The sequence below is a fragment of the uncultured Chloroflexus sp. genome (assembly GCF_937951745.1).
Lineage (GTDB): Bacteria > Chloroflexota > Chloroflexia > Chloroflexales > Chloroflexaceae > Chloroflexus.
In genome coordinates this window covers 1-22,119 of sequence record NZ_CALFBQ010000050.1, presented here as the reverse complement: position 1 = coordinate 22,119, position 22,119 = coordinate 1, and the positions used below count along the sequence as shown (strand labels likewise).

Below are 22,119 nucleotides of genomic sequence, written 5' to 3'. Positions count from 1 at the left end.
AAGGAGGTGAGCCGATGGATCACGAGCACAAGCAGCAGATCCTCAACCGCCTCAAAACGATTGAGGGCCACATTCGCGGCGTGCAACGCATGGTTGAAGAGGATGCCTATTGCATCGATCTGCTCAATCAGACGCGCGCGATCCAGCAGGCGCTCGCCAAGCTTGATGCTGTCATCCTCGCCAACCATTTGCGCAGTTGCGTTACGACTGCGATCCGAAGCGAGGACGTCGGCGAGCGTGAGCGAGTGCTCACCGAGTTGTTGCAGGTCTTTGAAAGCACACATCGTTAGTGAGGGAGGCGAGCCAATGGTGACAGAGCAGTTTCGCGTTCCGGGGGTGTCGTGCCCGCATTGTGTCCATGCAGTGCAGAAAGAGGTCGGCGCACTAGCTGGCGTGTCGCAGGTTGAAGTCGATTTGACCAACAAGATTGTGACCGTCGTGCATGATGATGATGTTGATATTACCGAGATCGTGATGGCGATCAAAGAGGCTGGTTACGACGATGTGACGCCGTTAGGAATTGCGTGTTAGGCGTCGTTCTGTCATCCCGTAGAGCCCGCGGCTGTACAGCTCCACCCCATTCAGGCGCAGCCGGCGGCGTTGCAGGCCGCGATCGAGCAGGCCAGTTACGACAATGTGACCCCGTTAGGAGTTACGTGTTAGGAGCGCCGCACGGCTGTGCGGCGCCATTCCAATGAATTCAAACCCAATTCATCCAAGGTGACCACTATGGCCGAACGTGAAATCATCCTGCCCGTTACCGGTATGACCTGTGCGAGCTGTTCGGCGCGGATCGAGAAGGCGCTGCGCAAGGTGCCGGGAGTGCTGAGCGCTGAAGTCAATTTGGCCAGCGAGCATGCGCTGGTGCGGTTCGATCCGGCACGGGCGCAGCCGGCGGTGTTGCAAGCGGCGATCGAGGAGGCCGGCTACGGCGTGGTTACAGATGAGATCACGCTGGCCATTACTGGCATGACCTGTGCGAGCTGTTCGGCGCGGGTCGAGAAGGCGCTGCGCAAGGTGCCGGGAGTGCTGAGCGCCGAGGTCAATCTGGCCAGTGAGCTGGGGTTGGTGCGCTACGCACCGGGGATGGTCAATCGGGCCGAACTGGTCAAAGCGGTGGAGCAAGCCGGCTACGGTGTGATTACGCCAGCGGCAACCGCTACCGAGACAGAGGATGTTGAGGCGCGGGCACGGGCGCACGAGATGGCGGTACGCCGACGCCGGCTAGTCGTTGGCGTGGTTTTTAGCTTGCCACTGTTTGTGCTCTCGATGGCGCGTGATTTTGGTCTGATCGTGCCGTGGCTGATCGGCGAAGGGGCAGCGATGGCGGCGGCAATGGCCGGTTCATCAATAACCGACATGATGCACATGATCGCTGCTCGCGACGATCTGCTCAACTGGCTGTTTTTAATCCTCGCGACGCCGGTGCAGTTCTATTCAGGCCGTGACTTCTACCGTTATGCGTGGCGGGCGCTGCGCATGCGCACAGCGACCATGGATACCCTGATCGCACTTGGTTCGTCAGCAGCCTATTTCTACAGTGTCGCGCTCTTGCTCAGCGGCGCTCCCGGTCATGTCTATTTCGAGACGGCGGCGGTGATCATCACCTTAATTCTGGTCGGCAAGTATCTTGAGGCGCGGGCGAAGAGCCAGACCAGTGCTGCGATCAAGGCGTTGATTGGTTTGCAACCAAAGACGGCGCGGGTATTACGCGGTGGGCAAGAGGTTGATGTGCCGCTGAGCGAGGTGCGGGCGGGCGAGATGGTGATTGTGCGGCCGGGGGAAAAGATTCCGGTCGATGGCGTTATCGTCACAGGCGAATCAACCGTTGACGAGAGCATGCTCACCGGTGAGAGTCTACCGGTCGAGAAACGAGCCGGCGATACCGTCTTTGGCGGGACGATCAACCGTAGTGGCAGCTTCCAGATGCGGGCAACGCGGATTGGCCAAGACTCGGCGCTGGCCCAGATTGTACGGCTAGTGCAAGAGGCGCAAGGCTCGAAAGCGCCGGTGCAGGCGCTGGTTGACCGGATTTCAGCCGTGTTTGTGCCGATCGTGATCGTGATTGCCCTGCTGACCTTCGCCGGTTGGCTGTGGGCCGGGGCCGGCCTCACGCAGGCGATGATCTTCGCGGTGGCCGTGCTGGTCATCGCTTGCCCATGCGCGCTCGGTTTGGCGACACCAACAGCGATCATGGTCGGCACTGGTGCTGGGGCAACGCACGGGATCTTAATTCGCAATGCTGAAGCATTGGAGCGGGCGGCGAGTTTGCAGACGGTGGTGTTCGATAAGACTGGCACCATCACCAATGGCCGGCCCGAAGTGACCGATATTGTGGCCGTGGCGCAACCGGTGTTGGTGTCTGCTGGCGCGACAGAGTTGCCGGCTGATCTGGTGCTGTTGCAACTGGCTGCCGCTGCTGAGAGCCGCAGCGAGCATCCGTTGGGAATAGCGATCGTACAGGCAGCGCAGGCGCGCGGCTTATCGATCGAGCGTCCCACCCGGTTTCAGGCAGTGAGCGGGGCTGGCGTCGAGGCTGAAGTGAACGAGCAAACGATACTGATCGGCACGCCGGCATGGCTGACCGAGCGTGGGGTGGATGTGACCGGGTTGGTAGCGACGGTCGATCAGTTACAGGCTAGCGGCAAGACGGTCATTATGGTTGCGATTGATGGTGAGGCGTGTGGGGTGATCGCGCTAGCCGATACCGTTAAGCCAACCGCTGCCGAGGCTATCGCTGAGCTGCGCCGGGCCGGTTTAGGGGTGGCGTTGCTGACCGGTGATAACCAGCGGACAGCCGAAGCAATCGCGGCAGCGGTGGGCATTCCAGCCAACGCAGTGTATGCCGAGGTTAAACCCGACGAGAAGGCAGCCATCGTAACCCGTTTGCAACAGGGCGAAGCTGGCGGCAAACCGCGACGGGTGGCCATGGTTGGCGATGGCATCAACGACGCCCCGGCGCTAGCACAGGCCGATGTCGGCATCGCGATGGGTAGTGGTACCGATGTAGCGATGGAAACAGCGGATATTACCTTGATGCGCAGCGATCCGCGCGGAGTGGCGCAGGCGATTGCTCTTAGCCGGGCGACGGTGCGGACCATTCGCTGGAATCTGTTCTGGGCCTTTGCCTACAACGTGAGCTTAATTCCGGTGGCGACTGGTATCTTCTACCCGCTGACCGGCTGGCAGTTGAACCCGGTGCTGGCAGCGGCGGCGATGGCCTTTTCATCGGTGTTTGTGGTGAGCAATTCGTTGCGGTTGCGAGGGATACGGTTGGGATAAAGTGATGCGCCCTTCTGTCACTGCGAGGGCGACTTTCCTCTTGTCATTGCGAGTGGTTACAGCCCCCGAAGCAATCTCTTGCTGTAGCGAAACCCGCCTGTTCAGGCATACTTCCGTGCGCGTGGGAGATTGTTTCGCCGCGCGCGGGGAGGGTGTCGCTTTGTCCCTCTGCCAGCGGAGGAGAGGCTGGACACACAGCTAACGCAAAGCTGTCAAGCCAGCACAGGCGTAGAGGGGTACAACGCAAAGCTGCCAAACCCGCACAGGCGCAGAAGGGGTACAATGCAAAGCCGCCAAGCCTGCTAAGGTCGCAGAGGTTGGTCAAATGGGAAAGAGAACAGCGTGCATTCCTCCTCTGCGCCCTCTGCCTCCCCTCCATAAAACTTCATCTACTTCCCCTCCCCCATAGGGGGATGGGCAAGGGATAGAGTATGATCGATCGCTACCCCACAATCGTGGTATCATATCCTTGATACAGCAATAGTTCCCAACTGATACCTAAAGGAGCCGTGATGCTCACCGATACTGCGCGCCAAATAATGCATGAATGGATTACCACTGATAGTCTGCGCAAGCATTGCGAGGCAGTGGCAGCGTGCATGGCCCACTTTGCCGCCAAGCAGGGCGCTGATGTTGATCTATGGACGGCAGTGGGGCTGTTGCACGATCTCGATTTTGAGCGTTACCCGCACATGCCAGAAGCGGGGCCGGCGACGACGGCCATTTCCGAAGCCTTGATCCGTGGCGATGAGGTGCCTGCCGAGTTGCCCGGCCATCCGTTCTACGGCGTGGCGTATTTGCGCTCGGCGGGATGGTCGCCGGAGGTATTGCGGGCGATTCTCAGCCACGCCGATTATAGCGGCATTTTGCCGGAAACGCCGCTTGAGCGCACCCTCTACGCCGTTGATGAGTTGAGCGGGTTTGTGACCGCGGTGGCACTGGTTCGTCCCGACAAGAGTATTTATAGCGTCGAGGTGTCGTCGGTGCGCAAGAAGATGAAAGACAAAGCGTTTGCCGCCAAGGTTAGCCGTGAAGGAATTGTGCATGGGGCAGAAGTGATCGGGATGGAACTCGATGCGCTGATCGGCGAGGTGATTGTCGCGCTACGTGCCGCAGCACCGCGGCTCGGTCTAGCGGGGATCAACCAATGAGCCTTGCGCCGCACGTCTGGCCAGAGACGGCTGCCGTTACCGGTGGGAGGCTCTTTGTCGGCGGGTGTGATACGGTAGTGCTGGCCGAGCAGTTTGGCACCCCACTCTACTTGCTCGACGAGGCGACGCTACGGGGGGCGATGCGCGCCTATCGGCAGGCGTTTGCCGCCGCGTATCCCGGCCCGGCACGGGTGCATTATGCCGGCAAGGCGCTGCTCAATACAGCGTTGGCCCAGATTGTGGTTCAAGAAGGGCTTGGCCTCGATGTGGTATCGGCGACCGAGTTACTCGTAGCGCGGCGGGCCGGGGTGCCGATGGCGCATGTGCATTTGCACGGCAATGCCAAGAGTGATGCCGAGCTTGAACGGGCGGTGGCGTGGCAGGTAGGGGCGATAGTAGTAGATACCCTCGACGAATTGGCCCGTTTGGGTGCGCTGACCGCGCATCTTGCCGAGCCACAGGGAGTGTTGCTACGGATTGCGCCAGAGATTGAGGCTGATACGCACGTCCATATCGCTACTGGCGGGGCGGCGGCGAAGTTTGGCTTACCGCTGGCGGTACTTGATATGGCGGTAGCGCGCGTACTGAATACGTCGGGGTTGCGTTGGCTGGGGCTACATGCCCACATTGGTTCGCAACTGTTTGCGCTTGATCAGGTGGTGGCGACGGTTGAGGTGCTGGTCGCGCAGGCAGCGCGGCTGCGGGATCGATTCGGCGTCACACCAGTGGAGCTTAGCCCCGGTGGTGGGCTTGGTGTGCCATACACAGCCGATCAGCCGCCAACCGATATTCCGCGCTATGCAGAGGTGGTCAGTGCAGCGATGCAGGTGGCCTGCACTCGGCACAACTTACCGCTGCCGCGATTAACGGTCGAGCCGGGTCGTTCGATTGTGGCGCGGGCCGGAGTGGCGCTGTACCGGGTGGTGGGGCGCAAAGGCCAGCGCTGGCTGCATATTGATGGCGGCATGGGGGATAATATCCGGCCAGCGTTGTACAGTGCGCGCTATAGTGCAGTGCTGGCGAATCGCGCCGGTGAGCCGGATAGCGAGCTAGTTGCCGTCGGTGGGCGCTATTGCGAAGCGGGTGATGTGCTCTTGCGCGAGATTGCCTTGCCGCCAGCCCAACCGGGTGATCTATTGGCAGTAGCGACGGCTGGAGCGTATACGCTGAGCATGGCTAGCACTTACAACCTTGTGCCGCGCCCGGCATTGGTATTAGTTGGTGATGGGCGGGCGCGTTTGATCCAGCGTCGTGAGACCGAGGAAGATGTGTTGGCGCGCGATATGCGGTTGTGAATGGCGGTGACTACAGTTGTGAGCGCAGTGGCGCTGCGTCACTGCTGAGGTGTGGCGATGGCAGAACGACTCTATGGCGGGATTGAAGCGGGTGGAACGAAGTGGGTGTGCGCGGTAGGGGCAGGGCCGGAGGATATTCGGGCCGAAGTTCGTTTTCCAACTACAACACCCGACGAGACGTTGGGACAGGCGATTGCGTTCTTTCGTGCGCACCATATCGATCAACTGGCGGCAATTGGGGTAGGTTCGTTCGGGCCGGTCGATCTCAACCGCGCTTCACCGCGCTATGGCTTTATCACTACCACCCCCAAGCCGGGTTGGGCTAACACCGATGTGGTTGGGGCGCTAGCGCAGGTGTTAGGCCGGCCGGTTGGGTTTGATACCGACGTGAATGTGGCCCTGTTAGGTGAATGGCGGTGGGGTGCGGCGCGCGATTGCGATGTGGCGGTGTACATTACGGTGGGTACCGGCATCGGCGGTGGGGCGATGGTGGGAGGGCGCTTATTGCATGGCCTCATCCATCCCGAAATGGGCCACATTCGTCCGCTGCGCGACCCGGCCTACGACCCGTTTCCCGGCATTTGCCCTTACCACGGCGATTGCCTAGAGGGCTTAGCAAGCGGCCCAGCGCTGAAAGCGCGGTGGCAAACGCCGGCAGAGCAGTTGCCGCCCGATCATCCGGCATGGGAACTCGAAGCTGACTACTTAGGACAAGCGATGGCGACCTTGCTCTGCATCCTCTCACCAGAGCGAATCATCATCGGTGGTGGCGTGATGAGCCAGCCGCAGATGTTCCCGCTGGTGCGGGCAGCGACGCAGCGTTGGCTAAATGGCTATTTGCAGCATCCACGCATTCTTGACAACCCTGAAGAGCTAATTGTGCCACCGGCTCTAGGCGCGCGCGCCGGTGTGTTGGGCGCGATTGCGCTGGCGATGGCGGTGGCGGAAGGATAGAGGTGGTCTACTGTACATAAAGACGGAGGCTGCGATGCTGCTTGCCCGTGATCTTGCCCCTGACCTGATCCTGTACAACGCCGTGATCTACACGCTTCACCCAGACCTACCGCAGTGTCGTGCGATTGCATGCAAAGATGGGCGAATTGCAGCTCTAGGCGACGATGCGGCGGTTTTGGCACTGGCCGGGCCGGCGACGCGCCAGATCGATCTCGGCGGAAGGACAGTGATCCCCGGTATCAATGACGCTCATAACCACATGCTTGAGATGGGCTTAAAGCTGCGCCGGATCGGGCTTGATGATTGCACATCGATCGCTGAGATGATCGAACGGGTGCGGGCAGTAGCGGCGCATACGCCTGCCGGCCAGTGGATCATAGGCGAAGGCTGGAACGAATCGCTCTTTCGCGAAGGCCGGTTACCGAACCGTCACGATCTTGACGCGGCGACTGCGGTTCATCCAGTCTTGCTCAAGCGTTTTTTCAACATGGACGTAGTGAATACACGGGCGCTAGAGTTGGCCGGCGTAACGGCAACAACGCCCGATCCGACAGGTGGAACGATCGAGCGCGAGGCTGATGGCGCGCCAACCGGGATTTTGCGCGCCGCCGCCAAGGAGCTTTGCCGGCGGTTTTTGCCGGTGCCAACCCAAGTCGAGTGCGTCGAGGCGCTTGAGGCTGCCGGCAATGGCTACCTTTCCTATGGCATTACCAGCATTCTCGACCCCGGCTTGCAACCGTGGGAGATCCAAGCCTATCTGGCGGCACGGCGGGCAGGCCGGTTGCCGGTGCGGGCTAATCTGATGGTCTCGTGGCATGGCTTTCGCGAGGGTGAAACCCGCGCTGAGCTTAATGCGCGGGCAGCGGCATTTGCCGGCCTAAGCGGGTTGGGTGACGAATGGCTACGGATTGGCGCGCTCAAGATGGCGATTGACGGTGGCACGACCTCGCATACAGCGTGGATGTTCCAGCCATTTCTGGGAGAAGACCGGATATACGATTACAACCGGCTCGATCCCGAAGACCTTGTTGAATTTTTTACCTGCGGCCACACGTTGGGTTGGGACATTGGCATTCATGCGATCGGTGATCGGGCGCATCACGAAGCGGCCCGCGCTTTTGCCGAAGTGTTAAGTGCGCATCCGCGCGAGCATCGCCATCACCTGATCCACGGCTATTTTGCTACTGAAGAGAGTTTGGATCATATGGTGCAGCACGGACTAGCGGTCGTTATTCAGCCCACGTTCATCTACTACGAAGGCGACGATCTGTTCCGTGATGTAGGTCCTGAATTGGCGGCGCGCTACAAACCGATGCGTACCTACCTCGATCGCGGTATTCGGGTGGTGGCAACGAGTGATGTACCGAGCACCGTTCACTTTAACCCGTTCATCGGTTTGTACGCACTGGTGACGCGTAAGAGCTGGAAGGGCACGCCGATTGCGCCTGATCAGGCAGTCAGTCGGGAAGAGGCGCTGTATGCTTACACTGTTGCTGGAGCATGGCTAACCCGCGAAGAGCATTTAAAGGGGCCGCTAGCGCCCGGTCTGTTGGCTGACATGGTGGTGCTTGACCGCGACTATTTCACGTGTCCTACCGAGGAAATCAAAGACATTCGGGTTGAGATGACGATTTTGGGTGGGCAGGTGGTGTATGAGCGCGGTTGACACCACAGTGGGCGAATAGTGTCCCAATAGTTGTTAAGGGGCAAACATGGGAAACGAGCACAAAAAGCCTCCGCGTCAGCGAACACATGAGATAGAGGCGCCTATTCCGTTCTACGAGTAAACTTAGTGACGTATCATTCACTCGCCGAGCAACGTCGCCCGCTCGATCCCTAAAAGGGCAAGCTCGGTGGGCAGCGTACCGGTTTGCACGGCCTCGGCAAGGTGGCGACCGATAATTGCTGCGAACGGCATACCGTGACCGGAGAAACCGCCAACGGCAAATAGACCGGGTCGAGGATTGATCACAATTGGCAGATAGTCAGGGGTAAAGGCCATTGGCCCTGACCAGCGTCGTTCGATAGCGATCCCGGCCAATGTGGGGAAAAGGCGAGCGAGACTAGTTTCAAGCGCTTGTTGTACCTCATCACTTACCTCGCCGGGTACTGCGCCAACATCGTGGTTGGGAGCAACAGCACGACAACCACCGAATAGGACCTGTCCACCGGGCAATTGCTGACCATACTCACCGGTTGGGGTCAGGTTCGCGCTGAAACTACAGGTAATGAAGGGTTCGACCGGAACCGTACAGAGCACTTGCCCGCGCACCAACTTGATGGATGGTGCTACCTCCGGTAGTACCTCACCGCTCCACGCATTGACGGCGATGACCGCAGCGGCGGCGCTAACGTCACCGTGATCGGTGTGCAAACAGAGCCGATCCGCATCGGAAGCAATGTGCTGCACAGTAACGCCCCAACTGAAGCGTGCGCCGGAGCGATGGGCAGCGGCGAGCAAGCCATGCACTAGTTTGCCGGAATGGAGGGTGCCAGCAGCAGGGTTAAGACGTGCGCCGGTAATAGCCGCACCAAGTGGAATGCTGACCATTTCCTGCGCAGCATCGCGGTCAAGGAGAGCCGCTGGGAAGCCATCGGCTTGCAATGCCGACACGGTGGCGGCAGCGATTGTCAACTGCGCTTCACCGATAGCGAAATTTAGGTTGCCGTGCAAGCGCAAGTCGCAAACGATGTGTTCCTGTTCGATCAGCTCAACCAACAAACGCTGACCAGCTAAACTCAGGGCATACAATTCGCGGGCTGCTCGTTGACCGTAGCGTGCGGTTGCGGCCAGATAGTTTTCTGCCAACCCAGCCGAGAGGAGGCCGCCATTGTTACCGGTAGCGCCGGCAGCCGGGCCTTGACGATCAACGACGAGAGGTTGCAGACCGGCTCGCGCTAACCAGAGCGCGGTGGCTGCGCCGACTACTCCGGCACCCACAACAACCACTTCTGCCGTGGTTGGGAGATCGATAACCGGTAGGGGCGCCTGATCAAGGGTGGCATGCCAGTGTGAGATCAGCATAGTTCTCGCTCCAACATGACAGAGTGCAAGGGTAAAGATTGCATTGTTTGATATATGTATTTTACACGTAAAGTGAATAAGGAAGTGGTATTCAACGTACACGTGGGACACCCCACAGGGCGGGCACCCCACGGGGCACACGGGGTGGGGCACTCGAGGGGGTAGAGGGCACCACAGGGGTCCAGTTACTGTCAAAGCTAAACGAGGCTGTGTCTTTTGTGTGAGGGACACCACGGGGTGGGCATACCGCGGTGTACCCCGACGTTAACGCACCTCAATCCGTAATTGCTCGCCCTGATGCACCGAACAGATCAGTTCATAAGTGCCTGGCCCCCAGTAACGCTGCACAAAACGTTGGCCGGGTACGATGCGGAAAGGGCCGATGGTTACCACGGCGCTGTCGTTATTTTGGATGACAAGCGTATCGTACTGACGCAAATCGATCACAATCGTAGACGGAAAGATATTCACTTCTTCACCGGCAGCGAGTCGAGTCGCAGTGCCGGGGGGAATCTCGTAGACGAGCTGTCGTTGTCGGTCGGTAGTTGCCTGCCACAGCCACGCGCCGACGGCGACAATGATCGCAACTGTCGCGAAGACTATTGCTAAACGCATGCGCGGGCTTACAGTTAGATTCACCATTTCGTTTTCACTATTGATTTCGACGACGCATATCTCACGATCTCGGCGGATTGCGTAGCAGCGCCTGTACATCGCTCACAATATCATCAACCGGCGTGCCATGTGCCCAGAGAAGACGCCAATTGCCGACTTGGTCGATGGCGTAGATGTAGCCAGAATGGTCGATCGTGTAACCTAATCCTGAATTAGGCAGATCGCGCCGAATCACGGTCACGCCGTAGTCTTTGTAGGCATTTTCCAGCACCGCTCGATCACCGTTGAGACCGAGAAAGGTTGGGTTAAACGAAGCCAAATAACGCTGCATCAATTCGGGTGTATCGCGTTCGGGATCAACCGAGACGAAGACCACCTGCACCTTTTCAGCATCCTTACCCAGCTTTTCCATCACCCGCTTGAGGTCACTGAGTGCGGTGGGACAGATGTCGGGGCAATGGGTAAAGCCGAAGAAGACGAGCACTACCTTCCCACGATAGTTGCTCAATCGAAAGTCATTGCCGAACTGATCGGTTAGGGGAAGTTCAGGCGCCGGGTTAGGCGGTTGCAGCATGGTGCCGCGAAACTCATACGTGCCACAGCCGCTGAGGGCAAAAGCGGCGACGATAGCCAAGAGGCTGAGGAACCAGTGTTTCATACATCACCTACAATCTGTTGTTGGTAGAGGGGTAGAGACGTTGCATTGCAACGTCTCTACCGGGCAAGGTTACGGCTTACGTACCGGCGCCTTAACTTCGATTGTCTTGCCGCTGCGAGTGGTGAGCTTTATCATCACCTCCTCGCCCTCCTTCAGGTCACGGGTCAGCCCAATCAGCATAACGTGGAAACCACCCGGCTTCAGCTCAACCTGTCCGTTGGCCGGCACCTCAATTGCCTCAACTGGTCGCATCTGCATAACGTTATTTTCCATAATCACATTATGCAGCTCGACCGTCTTAGCAACGTCGCTCTCAGCCTTGACAATGGCGTCTGCTGTGCTGCCCTTGTTTTCCAGCACCATGTACGCAGCGCTCATGGCAGTATTCCCGTATTCGTTGCCGTGGCTGTGACCACCACCCATCCCAGCCATCGGTGTGCTCTGCATATTGCCCTGCTGCATATTCCCCATCGCGCCCGACTGATCACCGGCCATATTCATCATTGCGGCCCGTACCCACGGATCGCGCACGGTAATACCGCTAGCCTGCGTCCCACTCTGGCTCGCGCCACAACCGGCCAACCCGACCACCATCATCGCCACCGCCAACAGCCCCAATAGACGTCGCATGATATCACCTCGCATAGTTATCACTGCTTCTGCACAAACAACCACACTTTGCGCGCCTGCACGCGCAATTGAACTACGATGCCGGTTGGAAGTGCATGTGACGAGGTGGAGGCGGATCGGGGGTTAGGATAACCGAAGAGCGCATAACCGGCAGGGCGGCGACGAAGCGTTGGATAACAACTAGCCCGCCGATCACGATGATCAATCCAAGCGGCCACAACTCATACCGTACCGGTGGCGGCGGCAGATCATGTTGGGCAGCCGTATGGGGCGCATCACACAAGAAAAACTCAACACCCGCCGAACTGGTATGCGGAAGGTAGTGGCAGTGGATGATGCAAGATAACGCCGGCCAAGGCCCGACCAAGAAGGCCAGCATCCATAGTATGACAGCGCGATGCGATGACGCTGTATTTGCGCCGATTTGCACAATCATCGAAGGTAGTATACAACAACTTGGCGCAACCGAAGTAGAGATCTCTTTACGATGTGGGGTATGGTGCGATGGAACGCCTGCTATGTCCGTTTTTTTGCTAGAGCAGGGTCTTCCCGCTGTTGGGGGAGATTGCTGTGGGCGCTCCGCGTCCTCGCAATGACAGAGGGGCATACCCTCCGATCAGCGCTCATCTATGCACATCCGTCCCATCCGTGTCTATCCGTGTCCTATTCTCTCATCGTACTCTTCCCATACCCAGTGCCCCGCCGGACGCCCGATCAGATAAGGGTTGCCGTCAGTGTCACGGGCAACAGCGTAGATCACATATTTCCCCGCTGCCCAGCCCACCCATGCGGTAAAGAGCGCATCGGTCACATCGCGCCACCTTGTCGCCAGTGCTAGGTCACGGCGTTGCAGCGCCGTCCAGTCAGGGGGGATCGTGATAGCGATAGCGGGCGGATCATCTGGCGCCGGTAATAGTTGTGGCCCGCTGTTAAGCACAGCCACGCTAGGTAGATCGGCGAGCTTCAGCCGTTCGCCGCCGTCAATCAAACCGCGCTGACCATGGGCGCTGGCTGGCAGCCACGTGATAATAAAACGCGAGGCCGTCACCAGATTCAAGGCGTTGTGAACCGGGTAATAACCGCGCACAAATGCCCCAGCGACAGCGTGCAGCCGGTTGAAATTGAGCAGCGCATTAGGCAACTGCAACGGATCGACCGTCCACTGAATGCAGCGAATGCCGCGTGCGAGCGCAGTATGGGCCTGCGCTCGCTTGAGGCGGGTGGCAAGGCCGTGGTTGCGGTAAGCCGGATCAACCGCCATTACCTGTGATTCGATAGCTAATTCGTTAGGTGCGGCGGGGTTGCCGCCGAAGCGGAAGAAGCCGAGCAAAAAACCGGCGAGGTGTTCATCAACGGTAGCTACCAGCGCGGTAGCAGGGCCAAATTCGGCGCTGAACAGGTCGGTAGGGTAGGGCTGACTATTCCACACAGCGCGGTAGAGTGCGGTAATCGCCGGCAAATCAGCAGCTTGGGGCGGCCCAATCCAGACCCCAGCGGGGCGAGATGCAGGTGGAGCGAACGTCACGCCATCGCGAGGGCGGTAAATGGTCACTAGGGTAGGGTGGAGTGCAGCAGTGACCAAATCGTCACGTAGACGCTGATCGAACTCGTGCAAGCGAAGAGTATAGGTGCGGGTACCGTCGGGAGTAAGCGCGCGGGGAAAAAGCAGACCAACGCCAACGAGCTGATCGTGGGCGTGAAACGTCACGACAATGCCTCCCATACGGGGGAAGGTGCTCTTGACAAAGTGTGGTGGCAGCAGCTCAGGATTGTGCGGCGCACCGAGCTGTTGCCAGAGGTGATCGATGGTTGTGCTCCACTTTGGATCGCTAGGGTCGAGTCGGTGATGGCTGAGTGATGTGGTCATAGCGCAAAGATGGGTAACGCAACGGCGCAAGGATTATATACCATAATTTAGACATAGCAGTTGTGTGCTTATACCCCAACACGATTATCTTTGCGCCTCTGTGCCGTTGCGTTTTGACCGCTGCGCCTACTATTCCCCGTCGACAAACGCGCGCAACCACAGCTCAAGCGTCACCAGCATCCAGAGCGCGATGCCCTGTCGAGGCCAGACCATGCCTTTGCCATCCATCCACGCTTGGATGGTCTTGGTTTGGAACAGACCACGAGCGCGGGCGCGCGGGCTAAGCAAGGTGTCGGCGGCGAGGTCACGGAGGGGGCCGCGTAGCCAGTGTTGCACCGGCACGCGCATGCCGCTTTTGGGTCGTTCGATGATCTGCGCCGGTAAGAGGTCGGCGACTGCCTGCTTTAAAATCCACTTTTCACGAGTGCCGGCCAGTTTCAATTCCGGCGGAATGGTAAAACTCTGCGCGACGATTGCACGGCTAAACAGCGGCGCGCGTCCTTCGAGACCGGAGGCTGCGGTAATGCGCTCAACTTTGGTGAGGATATGGTGCGCGCCTTTAGTGCGCACATTGGTGAGCAAGAGCCGATTGAGGTATGAGGTCATAGTGGGGGCGTGGAGGTAGTGGATGACCCGCTCGGTAAGCGGTGGGGCAGAGCTTAAGGCCGCTTGCACGTCAGGATGCAACAGGCGCGGCAATTCATCGTAACATTTACGGTATGAGCGCAGGTACAAGTGTGCTCGTTGCTGCGGCGACAAATCGGGTTGTTGCCACTCGGCCGCTAGCATCGGTATATTCTTCGGCCCACCGAAGCAGGGATCACCACCCTCGCCATTCAGAATGACTCGCAAGCCATCGCGTGCCGCTGCTCGCGCCAGTAACAAGTTTGGCGTCGTCAGCGGATCACCGACCGGACAATCGAGCGCAGCCACTGTCTCTAGCAAGTGGTCAGCGATTTGCCGACCACTCACGTTCAGCACCTGATGGCGAGTGCGGCAGTGGGTAGCGACTAACTGCGAATAGGCCAACTCGTTGGGCAGTTTATCGCCGAAACTGATGCTATAGGTCTGCACCGGTGCATCGTGCAGGCGAGCAGCGAGAGCGGTGACCAAGCTCGAATCGACACCACCCGACAGCAAGACCCCTACCGGTTCGTGACGCGGTAGCATCGCCAGCGTTACATTCTCTAAGGTGTGCCGCAAGTGCTGGGCATGAACTGATGGTGGTGCGCTTATTATCGCCTCGTGTGGCGTCCAGTAGAATCCGCTCGACCACGAGCCATCAGGGGCAAGGCGGATGTACTGACCGGGCAACACCTCATGCACACCGGCAAGCAGGGTTTCAGTGCCGGGAAGATACGCAAACGTGAGAAAACTTTGCACAGCGGCGAGGTTAAGTCGTGGGCGGAGAGCCGGCCAGTGCCGCAAGACATGCAAGGTCGAAGCGGCGGCCCATGCCAAACCAACCTTGGCATAAAACAGGGTGCGGGCGCCAACCGGATCGCGGATCAACGTCAGATGACGGCCATCCCACACGGCCAGCGCAAACATTCCTTCAACGTCGGCTAATGCGCCGAGGCCACAACGGTCGATCAGCGCTAGTAACAGTTCACCGTCATTCAAGGTTGCACTACGGGCATCGGCCAGCCGTGTGACCAGCTCAGCACGGTTGAACAGCGTCACTTCACCGACACCATCGAGCTGGTCGCGCCCATAGTACCGATACGGCCCGGCACTCAACCACGGTCGTGTGTCGGGAATACTGACGAGAAAACAGCCGGCTTTCTCTACGCAATCGGCAGCGGCGAGGCGGCGTTTCGTGGCGTGGTAATCGGGATCGTTGATCAGTGCAAGAAACCGGCTCATTAGCACTCCCACCCTTCTAGCCGAAATCGCTGTCAGCGTCGCTGCTATCGCCATCCCAACTGCTCGAAGTGCTGTCTACAGTACTGTCGCTGTCAATGCTAGAGATGCCACTGCTGCTATGCTGCTGCATCGCCGCGCGTAGTTCTTCTTCCTCTTCAGGACTCATCATCAGTGGCGGCCAGACAATGGCACCCATCACGCCAGCAAGGCCGATCGTGGCTAATATCTCGCCAAGACGGCCACCGAACGACGTTTCATTGAACATCACCGTGGGGCGGCCGTCGATGATCCACGCCGTGCGTCCATAGCCCTGTTCTTTACCGTACAGCACACGGCCATTAGCAATACGTTTCACAAACCCCTTGCCGAGCAGTTCATCAGTGCCATGTTGGCCGCGCGAATCTTGCCATGACACTATGCCATTGGGTAAACGCCGGCGCCACTCGGTCACACCGTTACTATAGGTACGCCGCACGCTCCCGTCGGGTAGCAATTCATCACGATAACGCACAACGTCATATTGTTCGTATCGCTGATGGGGATCGTATCTCACAATGGCTCCTTCCACATGGGCCAACTCATAAAACCGCTGTTTACGAAAAAGCGCCAACGTTCGGGCCACGAGACGGGTGTCGGCGCGGCGTACACAATAGCGCGCAAGGCACGCACTAATTTGATCGGATGCACCGCGGCTAGCTCAGCCTGCCAGCCGCGGTGCAGCCAACGCATCTCGTCATAGGCCAATGCCAGCTCGGTGAACACTGGTGGCGGCAAACCCCGCTGCGCACAGAGGCGCAACGCTTTAGCATGGCGTGGTCGCAAACCGATTGGTTGCACGTGCAGCGCCGGCGGCGCCGTCGTTGTACACCGCCACGCCCACCCAAGACCATTAGCGCTAGCTTCGTGCAGCAACAAGACCCGTGGTCGCGTTGCGCGGCGTAGCGCAGTAACGATTAGCGGCGGCAACGGCCAATCACTGGTAGTGAATACCGGACAAGCCAATTCAAGCTCAACCATATTTGCGCGCAGCATCTCGGCAGTGGTTTCCTCTTGACAGATCAGGATCTGTGGGATGCCATACCGATCCAGCTCTTCAGCAAACGCAGATACGTGCTCAGGCACGGTTACGCTAGGCGAGGGTAACAAGCCGGTGGGCGGCGAACCATGACGGTCAATCCACTGGCGAAGCGATTGCCGAAACCGCGTCCGGGCAAGCGGTGTTGGCAAAGTGACAGCGAGCCGCAGGTGTTTGAGTGCTGACCGTAATGGTGCCAACAGGGTAGTACAGACGGCGTAGAACAGTTGCGCTTCCGTGTAACGCACGCCGGTGTGTGCAAGATGCTGCACAGTCTGATCAAGGATGCGGAACGTAAGCGTATTCATAGACCTTGATCGTCGAGATTCTGCTCTCACTCATTAAGCAGCGGATGAGGATGCTTTGGGCCAACTCATAAACCCTACCTGTGCTACCCGCTTGCCTGTTAGGAGCAACGCGAGAAGCTTGGTTGGTGGCAGGCCGTGGAGCGGCGCAACATTTTCCTGCCGGAGCCATTTGATTTCGTGTGGTTGCAGGCGGCTAAACGTGGTGACTTTATCAAGTAGTTTCGGGTCTGGTCTCATTTTCAACACCCGCGTCTTTTGATTCACATCGCGAGGATTAATGCCCAGATCAATCACCGGATGATCGGGCGACAATTGCCAAAGCTGGTACACATCACGCATCAGTAGGCAGCCGTTGACACTCGCCTCGTGGAGCACATACACCGGCAAGCGGCGTGTACGCACTGCTTGCAGCCACGGCTGAACATGCTCATTCGCAATAGGCGGGAGCGCAACGACGCCGAAGCGTTGGGGGAGTTGATTAGCAATAATGAACGCGCGCACGGTAATGGATGGGCAGAGAATAACTGTCTGCATCGCGTTTGGGCTAATTGGTGGTAGGGCAGTGGCAAGTGCAGACGTATCTGTATGCAAGAGTAACTGCGGTGGTTTCCCGTATTGTTCAATCCATGGTCTAAGGATGGTGGTTTCGAAATGACCTATGGAAGGGAAATTCTGTCTTACTTGGAATCTTCTGTTGCTCAGAAAGAGAATTATAAAAAAATTAAACATAGAGAAAATAAAAAAGAAGATAATAGTAAGATCAGACCCTAATAAGATCGCCAATAAGATTATCAAAATGAGTATAGCAATAATAAAAGTAAGAATAAGAGAAAAACAACCCGATGAAAAGCGACCTCTCTTATAGTCTTCTTGATTGGGTAAATTAGTACCAAGTACTTGTTCACTCGTGATATAAAGCGTGCCATTTTTACTCAAACGGTTGATCAGATCACGAAGTTTCAGGTCGTGAAGTCGAAACACATTGTCTTTCGGTTCTAAGACAAACTTACGCTGGCACTTACTACACGTTTTGTTCGACCGTTCACGGTAACGCAAATCGGCATGGCAGTATGGACACTTCATATACTTGCTCCGTGCTCAAGTTGGGAGGCCAACCAACGCAAGCGTAACGCTACTCGTTCACGCCACGTGAGGCGATGATGCGCCTGTAGGTGAGGTAGGGTTTGCTCCATCCGTCGCAAGACTGCTGCGAGTTTGGCAAAATCGACTGCTGGCTCATAATCGTGGTAATGTGCGTGAGCGTGTTGGGCACGCGCTTCAGCTTTGGCCGCCGTTATTGCGTAGTCTTCGTGATCTAGACCCATACCGGTATTTGCAATAAGCAGTACGAGTGGCTGATCAGCGCGATTGTTGAACGTGTGCGGCATCATGGCCGGAATATGGAGCATCATGCCCGGTTGTAACGGTACCGTCACAATCGCATCGCGTTCGGCGTCATATAAGCCACACGCCGCATAGCCAGTGCTGAAGACGAAGTGCTCGGTACCGTGAGCATGAGGGGTGAAGCCGCGATGCGCGGCGACAATGCCGAGCTTGTAGGTGGCATTCGTCGGATTGGTATCAGAAGTAGCGGTGTTGCCGATCAAGTAGCGGGCGAAATGACCTTGATCAATAAACGGTAGGAGATCGTCATCCTGCGCGGGGTCAAGTGGTTGCACACCATTGCGGCGTACCGTGAGCAGCGTCCCATCGCTGTCGATGATCAATAAGCTAGCACCTGCCGGTAAGGTCTGGTGGAGATCACGGATGAGTTGCCTAGACATAGTATCAAGATGCTGGAAGGTGCTAAAGTATAGTGTGAACCTGACACAGCGAGGATCGCGCTTAGTATAGAGGCTCAGTATTGTGTTCATTTAAAGTGATTGTTAAGCCGTTATTAATTCTATAGCAATAACTTGCGAAGAGCTAACGTGTGGCGCGATTAGATCGGGTATGGCGGTATCGTTGGATCAACTCGCCGGCAACGGTTGCCGCCTGCACAGAATATGTTGTTGCTTCTTTCTGGTTGGACTGTAGCATAGATGCTATAGTTGTCACAAGAAATCGTTTCGGTCAACGTTGACCGGAGGAGGAACCAATGACAACCCCAAACATCATGATCGACAAAGAGATTGACGCACGCGGCAGTCATTGTCCCGGCCCGATGATGGAGCTGATCCGCGGTATTAAGAGTGTGCCGGTTGGTTCGGTGGTCGCCGTGTTGTCGAGCGATCCCGGTTCAGCCAAGGATATTCCGATCTGGGTGCAGAAGGCCGGTCATGAGTTTATCGGTGCGTTCCCTGAGCAGGGCTATACCCGTTTTGTGGTGCGCAAGACGCGCTGAGGTGAGTCGCCAAGCCGCGAAAAGGTAAACGCAAAGGAACACAATGGGTGGATAACAGAATGCGTCACTATGCTCGGTGTGAGAAGAGTGCTACCCTTTGCGTTTTTGCGTTTTTTTGTGTGCGCCGGCGCAGGAACGGCGCAAGGTTCGCGTTGGGTTTTCCCAATGCGCAAAAGGTAAACGACTATGGCAGTCAAACAGATTGTTGTGTTAGGCGGCGGGGTCGGCGGCACGTTAGTCGCCAATTTGCTCGCTGGCCAATTGACGCGCAAACAGGCGCAAATTACGTTGATTGATCGCACTGGGAAGCATGTCTATCAGCCCGGTTGGTTGTACGTGCCGTTTGGTGGCGCGCCGCCGGAGCGTTGGGAGCGGAATGAGCGTTCACTGTTGCGCCGCTCGGTCGATTTGCTGATCGGCGATGCAATAAAGATCGATCCGAACGAACGCTACGTCGAGATGGCTGACGGCAGGCAGTTGCCATTCGACTATCTGATCATCGCAACCGGTGCCCGGCTTGAGCCGGACGCGGTGCCCGGCTATCGCGAAGGCGCTCATCATTTCTATAGCGCCGAGGGTGCGCTGCGCCTGCACGCCGCGTTGCGCGAGTTTACCGGCGGCAAGGTGGTGATTGGCGTGGCCGATATTCCTTACAAGTGCCCGCCAGCGCCACTCGAGTTCACCTTTATGCTCGAAGATGAGCTGCGCAAGCGCGGGTTGCGTGATCAGACCGAAATTACGTACCTCTCGCCAATTGGGCGGGTCTTTACGATCGAGAGTGTTGCGACCTTTGTCACGCCGATGTTGGAAGAGCGCGGGATCACCTACGAACTCTTCTTTAACACTGAGTCGATTGACCCAGTTGAGCGGACAGTTTCATCACTGGAAGGCACGACGCTGCCCTACGATCTACTGGTACTGGTGCCGCCGCATCGCGGTGCGAAGATCATTACCGAGTCTGGGCTTGGCGATGAGCAAGGTTGGCTACCCACCAATCGCGAAACGCTCCAGCACAAGCAGTTTCCTTATATCTATGGGTTGGGTGATGCCACCGATCTGCCGGTGAGCAAGAGCGGCGCGGCGGCTCACTTCGAGGCGAAGGTGATCGCGCACCGTATTGCCGGCGAGATTAAGGGTAAGCCGAGCGACGAGCGCTACCAAGGGCAGGTGATGTGCTTCCTTGAGACTGGGCGTGGCCAAGCGACCCAACTCGTCTTTGACTACACTCATCCGCCGCAGCCGCCTAGGCCGAGCGCGTACTATCACTACGAAAAGGCGTTGCTCAACCGAGCGTATTGGCATCTGGTGCCGACCGGGATTGTGTGAGGAAAGCGTTAAACGCAAAGGCGCAAAGGATGGTTCATACGAGCGGACGCAATGCGCAATGGAGCGTTTTGGCATCATGGGCCTTTGGCCTTTGCGAGTAACGGTCTTACGGGGCGACAGTGCCGTCGCCCCGTTTTGCATGGAATCTTAAGCAAGGAGGCAGTGTGATGGAGATGGAAGAGTATCCACGCACGATGGGCCAGCAATATGGTCGTCGCTCATGGGCCGAGCCGTGGAAGATCAAGATGGTCGAGCCGCTGCGGGTCATCAGCCGGGAAGAGCGTGAGGTGGCGCTGCGAGCTGCTGGCTACAACACCTTTTTACTCCGTTCTGAAGACGTATACATTGATCTGCTGACCGATAGTGGTACTAATGCAATGAGTGACCGGCAGTGGGCGGCGTTGATGCTGGGTGATGAGGCGTATGCCGGCAGTCGCAGTTTCTACCGGCTGGAAGCGGCGGTGCAGCAGACCTATGGCTACCGTCACGTCATTCCAACCCATCAAGGTCGCGGCGCCGAGCACTTGATCAGCCGGATCGCGATCCAACCCGGTCAGTATGTGCCCGGTAATATGTATTTCACCACTACCCGCCTACATCAAGAACTGGCTGGCGGCACCTTTGTCGATGTAATCATTGATGAAGCGCACGATCCGCTGAGTCAATACCCCTTCAAGGGCAATGTCGATCTTGACAAGCTGCAAACGCTGATCAACCACGTTGGCGCTAAACAGATCGCCTACGTCAGTTTGGCCGGCACGGTCAACATGGCCGGCGGCCAGCCGGTGAGCATGGATAACGTGCGCGCTTTACGCGAACTGTGCGACCGTTACGGCATCCGCATCTTTCTTGACGCTACCCGGCTGGTTGAGAACGCCTTCTTCATCAAAGAGCGCGAACCCGGTTACGATAGGCGCACCATCGCCGAAATTGTGCGCGAGTTTTGCAGTTACACCGATGGCGCATGGATGAGCGCTAAAAAAGACAGTTTGGTCAACATCGGCGGCTGGCTGGCGCTCAACGACGACCAGCTCGCCGATGAGGCGCGCAATCTGGTGGTGGTGTACGAGGGGTTGCATACCTATGGCGGCATGGCCGGGCGCGATATGGAGGCGCTTGCAGTTGGGATTGAAGAATCGATGCAAGAGGACTACATCCGCGCGCGGATTGGCCAAGTGCGTTACCTCGGTGAACTGTTGCTCGATTGGAATATTCCGATTGTGGTACCGATTGGCGGCCACGCCATTTTTCTCGATGCCCGTCGCTTCTACCCGCATCTATCCCAAGATCTCTTCCCAGCCCAAACCCTCGCCGCCGAACTGTATCTCGACTCGGGCGTGCGGGCGATGGAACGCGGTATCGCTAGCGCCGGGCGCGATCCCAAAACCGGTCATCACCACTATCCCAAACTCGAACTTACCCGTCTCACCATCCCACGCCGGGTCTATACCCAAGCCCACATGGATGTAGTTGCCGAAGCGGTGAAGGCTGTCTATGATCAGCGTGAACGCGCACGCGGCTTGCGTATGGTCTACGAGCCGCGCTACCTGCGCTTTTTCCAAGCTCGGTTTGCGCCGGTGGTGTAGGGGAGGCCCCCCACCCCCGGCCCTGCCCCTGTTGCCTCCCACCCCCGGCCCTGCCCCTGTTGCCCCCCACCCCCGGCCCCTCCCCCACACGGGGGGAGGGGAGGCCCCCCTCTCCCGGCCCTGCCCCTGTTGCCCCC

21 protein-coding genes are annotated in these 22,119 nt (G+C 57.9%); 10 read left to right on the top strand and 11 right to left on the bottom strand.

The genetic code is table 11. The annotated features are described in order from the left end of the window. Nucleotides 1-14: 14 nt before the first annotated feature. The 7 genes from Q1A59_RS12715 (at nt 15) to Q1A59_RS12685 (ending at nt 8,348) form a co-directional block, all read left to right on the top strand. On the top strand, nt 15-290 hold the full coding sequence (locus Q1A59_RS12715) for a metal-sensitive transcriptional regulator (protein ID WP_066789442.1): 276 nt from the start codon (nt 15-17) through the stop codon (nt 288-290). 16 nt (nt 291-306) lie between these two features. Continuing rightward, nucleotides 307-531: a heavy-metal-associated domain-containing protein gene (locus Q1A59_RS12710; protein ID WP_299645082.1), complete on the top strand. Its 225-nt coding sequence runs from the start codon at nt 307-309 to the stop codon at nt 529-531. Nucleotides 532-729: 198 nt separating this feature from the next. Further along, nucleotides 730-3,282 (top strand): heavy metal translocating P-type ATPase, encoded by a 2,553-nt coding sequence (locus Q1A59_RS12705; RefSeq protein WP_298403503.1) that lies wholly within the window; start codon nt 730-732, stop codon nt 3,280-3,282. Between the two features lie 512 nt (nt 3,283-3,794). Further along, nucleotides 3,795-4,433: an HD domain-containing protein gene (locus Q1A59_RS12700; protein WP_298403502.1), complete on the top strand. Its 639-nt coding sequence runs from the start codon at nt 3,795-3,797 to the stop codon at nt 4,431-4,433. Next, complete coding sequence (gene lysA / locus Q1A59_RS12695; protein ID WP_298403501.1) at nt 4,430-5,728, top strand: diaminopimelate decarboxylase; 1,299 nt, start codon at nt 4,430-4,432, stop codon at nt 5,726-5,728. The genes Q1A59_RS12700 and lysA overlap by 4 nt, the downstream gene beginning before the upstream one ends. A 57-nt stretch (nt 5,729-5,785) precedes the next feature. Then, nucleotides 5,786-6,682 (top strand): ROK family protein, encoded by an 897-nt coding sequence (locus Q1A59_RS12690; protein WP_298403500.1) that lies wholly within the window; start codon nt 5,786-5,788, stop codon nt 6,680-6,682. Between the two features lie 34 nt (nt 6,683-6,716). After that, nucleotides 6,717-8,348 (top strand): amidohydrolase, encoded by a 1,632-nt coding sequence (locus Q1A59_RS12685; protein WP_298403499.1) that lies wholly within the window; start codon nt 6,717-6,719, stop codon nt 8,346-8,348. A gap of 138 nt (nt 8,349-8,486) precedes the next feature. Here the strand turns inward: Q1A59_RS12685 and Q1A59_RS12680 are convergent, their stop codons facing one another. The 11 genes from Q1A59_RS12680 to Q1A59_RS12630 all read right to left on the bottom strand — a co-directional run bounded on the left by Q1A59_RS12680 (nt 8,487) and on the right by Q1A59_RS12630 (nt 18,510). Next, nucleotides 8,487-9,707: an FAD-binding oxidoreductase gene (locus Q1A59_RS12680; protein WP_298403498.1), complete on the bottom strand. Its 1,221-nt coding sequence runs from the start codon at nt 9,705-9,707 to the stop codon at nt 8,487-8,489. Between the two features lie 264 nt (nt 9,708-9,971). Next, nucleotides 9,972-10,349 (bottom strand): hypothetical protein, encoded by a 378-nt coding sequence (locus tag Q1A59_RS12675; protein WP_298403497.1) that lies wholly within the window; start codon nt 10,347-10,349, stop codon nt 9,972-9,974. A 34-nt stretch (nt 10,350-10,383) separates the two neighbouring features. Next, the gene (locus Q1A59_RS12670; protein WP_299645081.1) at nt 10,384-10,980 is read right to left on the bottom strand and encodes an SCO family protein; all 597 of its coding nucleotides are present in this window, start codon (nt 10,978-10,980) and stop codon (nt 10,384-10,386) included. 69 nt (nt 10,981-11,049) lie between these two features. Continuing rightward, nucleotides 11,050-11,610, bottom strand: coding sequence for a copper chaperone PCu(A)C (locus tag Q1A59_RS12665; protein WP_299645080.1), 561 nt, complete (start codon nt 11,608-11,610; stop codon nt 11,050-11,052). 73 nt (nt 11,611-11,683) lie between these two features. After that, a complete protein-coding gene (locus Q1A59_RS12660) occupies nt 11,684-11,893 on the bottom strand; it encodes a hypothetical protein (RefSeq protein ID WP_298403494.1) in 210 nt (69 codons plus the stop codon). A 369-nt stretch (nt 11,894-12,262) separates the two neighbouring features. Further along, a complete protein-coding gene (locus Q1A59_RS12655) occupies nt 12,263-13,477 on the bottom strand; it encodes a GNAT family N-acetyltransferase (protein WP_298403493.1) in 1,215 nt (404 codons plus the stop codon). A gap of 129 nt (nt 13,478-13,606) precedes the next feature. Next, nucleotides 13,607-15,343, bottom strand: coding sequence for an asparagine synthetase B (locus tag Q1A59_RS12650; protein ID WP_298403492.1), 1,737 nt, complete (start codon nt 15,341-15,343; stop codon nt 13,607-13,609). Nucleotides 15,344-15,359: 16 nt separating this feature from the next. Then, nucleotides 15,360-15,896, bottom strand: coding sequence for a hypothetical protein (locus Q1A59_RS12645; RefSeq protein WP_298403491.1), 537 nt, complete (start codon nt 15,894-15,896; stop codon nt 15,360-15,362). After that, entirely contained in the window at nt 15,893-16,726 is an 834-nt protein-coding gene (locus Q1A59_RS12640; protein WP_298403489.1) for a hypothetical protein, read from the bottom strand. The genes Q1A59_RS12645 and Q1A59_RS12640 overlap by 4 nt, the downstream gene beginning before the upstream one ends. A 33-nt stretch (nt 16,727-16,759) precedes the next feature. Then, nucleotides 16,760-17,809 (bottom strand): hypothetical protein, encoded by a 1,050-nt coding sequence (locus Q1A59_RS12635; protein ID WP_298403487.1) that lies wholly within the window; start codon nt 17,807-17,809, stop codon nt 16,760-16,762. Next, the gene (locus tag Q1A59_RS12630) at nt 17,806-18,510 is read right to left on the bottom strand and encodes a cupin domain-containing protein (RefSeq protein WP_298483284.1); all 705 of its coding nucleotides are present in this window, start codon (nt 18,508-18,510) and stop codon (nt 17,806-17,808) included. Before Q1A59_RS12630 ends, Q1A59_RS12635 begins: the two co-directional genes overlap by 4 nt. A 314-nt stretch (nt 18,511-18,824) precedes the next feature. On the opposite strand from Q1A59_RS12630, the gene Q1A59_RS12625 reads away from it, so the two are divergent. From Q1A59_RS12625 to Q1A59_RS12615, 3 genes are all read left to right on the top strand, one after another. Continuing rightward, nucleotides 18,825-19,070 carry a sulfurtransferase TusA family protein gene (locus Q1A59_RS12625; RefSeq protein WP_298403482.1) on the top strand — a complete coding sequence of 82 codons (246 nt, stop codon included), beginning with the start codon at nt 18,825-18,827 and terminating at the stop codon, nt 19,068-19,070. A 186-nt stretch (nt 19,071-19,256) separates the two neighbouring features. Beyond that, nucleotides 19,257-20,396, top strand: a complete 1,140-nt coding sequence (locus tag Q1A59_RS12620) for an NAD(P)/FAD-dependent oxidoreductase (RefSeq protein ID WP_298402290.1) — start codon at nt 19,257-19,259, stop codon at nt 20,394-20,396. A 167-nt stretch (nt 20,397-20,563) separates the two neighbouring features. Next, nucleotides 20,564-21,982, top strand: coding sequence for a tyrosine phenol-lyase (locus Q1A59_RS12615; protein ID WP_298402292.1), 1,419 nt, complete (start codon nt 20,564-20,566; stop codon nt 21,980-21,982). Nucleotides 21,983-22,119 lie beyond the last annotated feature (137 nt).

Bases quoted from the DNA above. Each gene is read 5' to 3' on its own strand.
- Q1A59_RS12710 (WP_299645082.1), top strand. From the start codon at position 307: ATGGTGACAGAGCAGTTTCGCGTTCCGGGGGTGTCGTGCCCGCATTGT.
- Q1A59_RS12630 (WP_298483284.1), bottom strand. From the start codon at position 18,510: ATGTCTAGGCAACTCATCCGTGATCTCCACCAGACCTTACCGGCAGGT.
- Q1A59_RS12640 (WP_298403489.1), bottom strand. From the start codon at position 16,726: ATGAATACGCTTACGTTCCGCATCCTTGATCAGACTGTGCAGCATCTT.
- Q1A59_RS12705 (WP_298403503.1), top strand. From the start codon at position 730: ATGGCCGAACGTGAAATCATCCTGCCCGTTACCGGTATGACCTGTGCG.
- Q1A59_RS12650 (WP_298403492.1), bottom strand. From the start codon at position 15,343: ATGAGCCGGTTTCTTGCACTGATCAACGATCCCGATTACCACGCCACG.
- Q1A59_RS12665 (WP_299645080.1), bottom strand. From the start codon at position 11,610: ATGCGACGTCTATTGGGGCTGTTGGCGGTGGCGATGATGGTGGTCGGG.
- Q1A59_RS12690 (WP_298403500.1), top strand. From the start codon at position 5,786: ATGGCAGAACGACTCTATGGCGGGATTGAAGCGGGTGGAACGAAGTGG.
- Q1A59_RS12625 (WP_298403482.1), top strand. From the start codon at position 18,825: ATGACAACCCCAAACATCATGATCGACAAAGAGATTGACGCACGCGGC.
- Q1A59_RS12685 (WP_298403499.1), top strand. From the start codon at position 6,717: ATGCTGCTTGCCCGTGATCTTGCCCCTGACCTGATCCTGTACAACGCC.
- Q1A59_RS12680 (WP_298403498.1), bottom strand. From the start codon at position 9,707: ATGCTGATCTCACACTGGCATGCCACCCTTGATCAGGCGCCCCTACCG.
- lysA (WP_298403501.1), top strand. From the start codon at position 4,430: ATGAGCCTTGCGCCGCACGTCTGGCCAGAGACGGCTGCCGTTACCGGT.
- Q1A59_RS12700 (WP_298403502.1), top strand. From the start codon at position 3,795: ATGCTCACCGATACTGCGCGCCAAATAATGCATGAATGGATTACCACT.
- Q1A59_RS12635 (WP_298403487.1), bottom strand. From the start codon at position 17,809: ATGAAGTGTCCATACTGCCATGCCGATTTGCGTTACCGTGAACGGTCG.
- Q1A59_RS12620 (WP_298402290.1), top strand. From the start codon at position 19,257: ATGGCAGTCAAACAGATTGTTGTGTTAGGCGGCGGGGTCGGCGGCACG.
- Q1A59_RS12670 (WP_299645081.1), bottom strand. From the start codon at position 10,980: ATGAAACACTGGTTCCTCAGCCTCTTGGCTATCGTCGCCGCTTTTGCC.
- Q1A59_RS12615 (WP_298402292.1), top strand. From the start codon at position 20,564: ATGGAGATGGAAGAGTATCCACGCACGATGGGCCAGCAATATGGTCGT.
- Q1A59_RS12675 (WP_298403497.1), bottom strand. From the start codon at position 10,349: ATGGTGAATCTAACTGTAAGCCCGCGCATGCGTTTAGCAATAGTCTTC.
- Q1A59_RS12655 (WP_298403493.1), bottom strand. From the start codon at position 13,477: ATGACCACATCACTCAGCCATCACCGACTCGACCCTAGCGATCCAAAG.
- Q1A59_RS12715 (WP_066789442.1), top strand. From the start codon at position 15: ATGGATCACGAGCACAAGCAGCAGATCCTCAACCGCCTCAAAACGATT.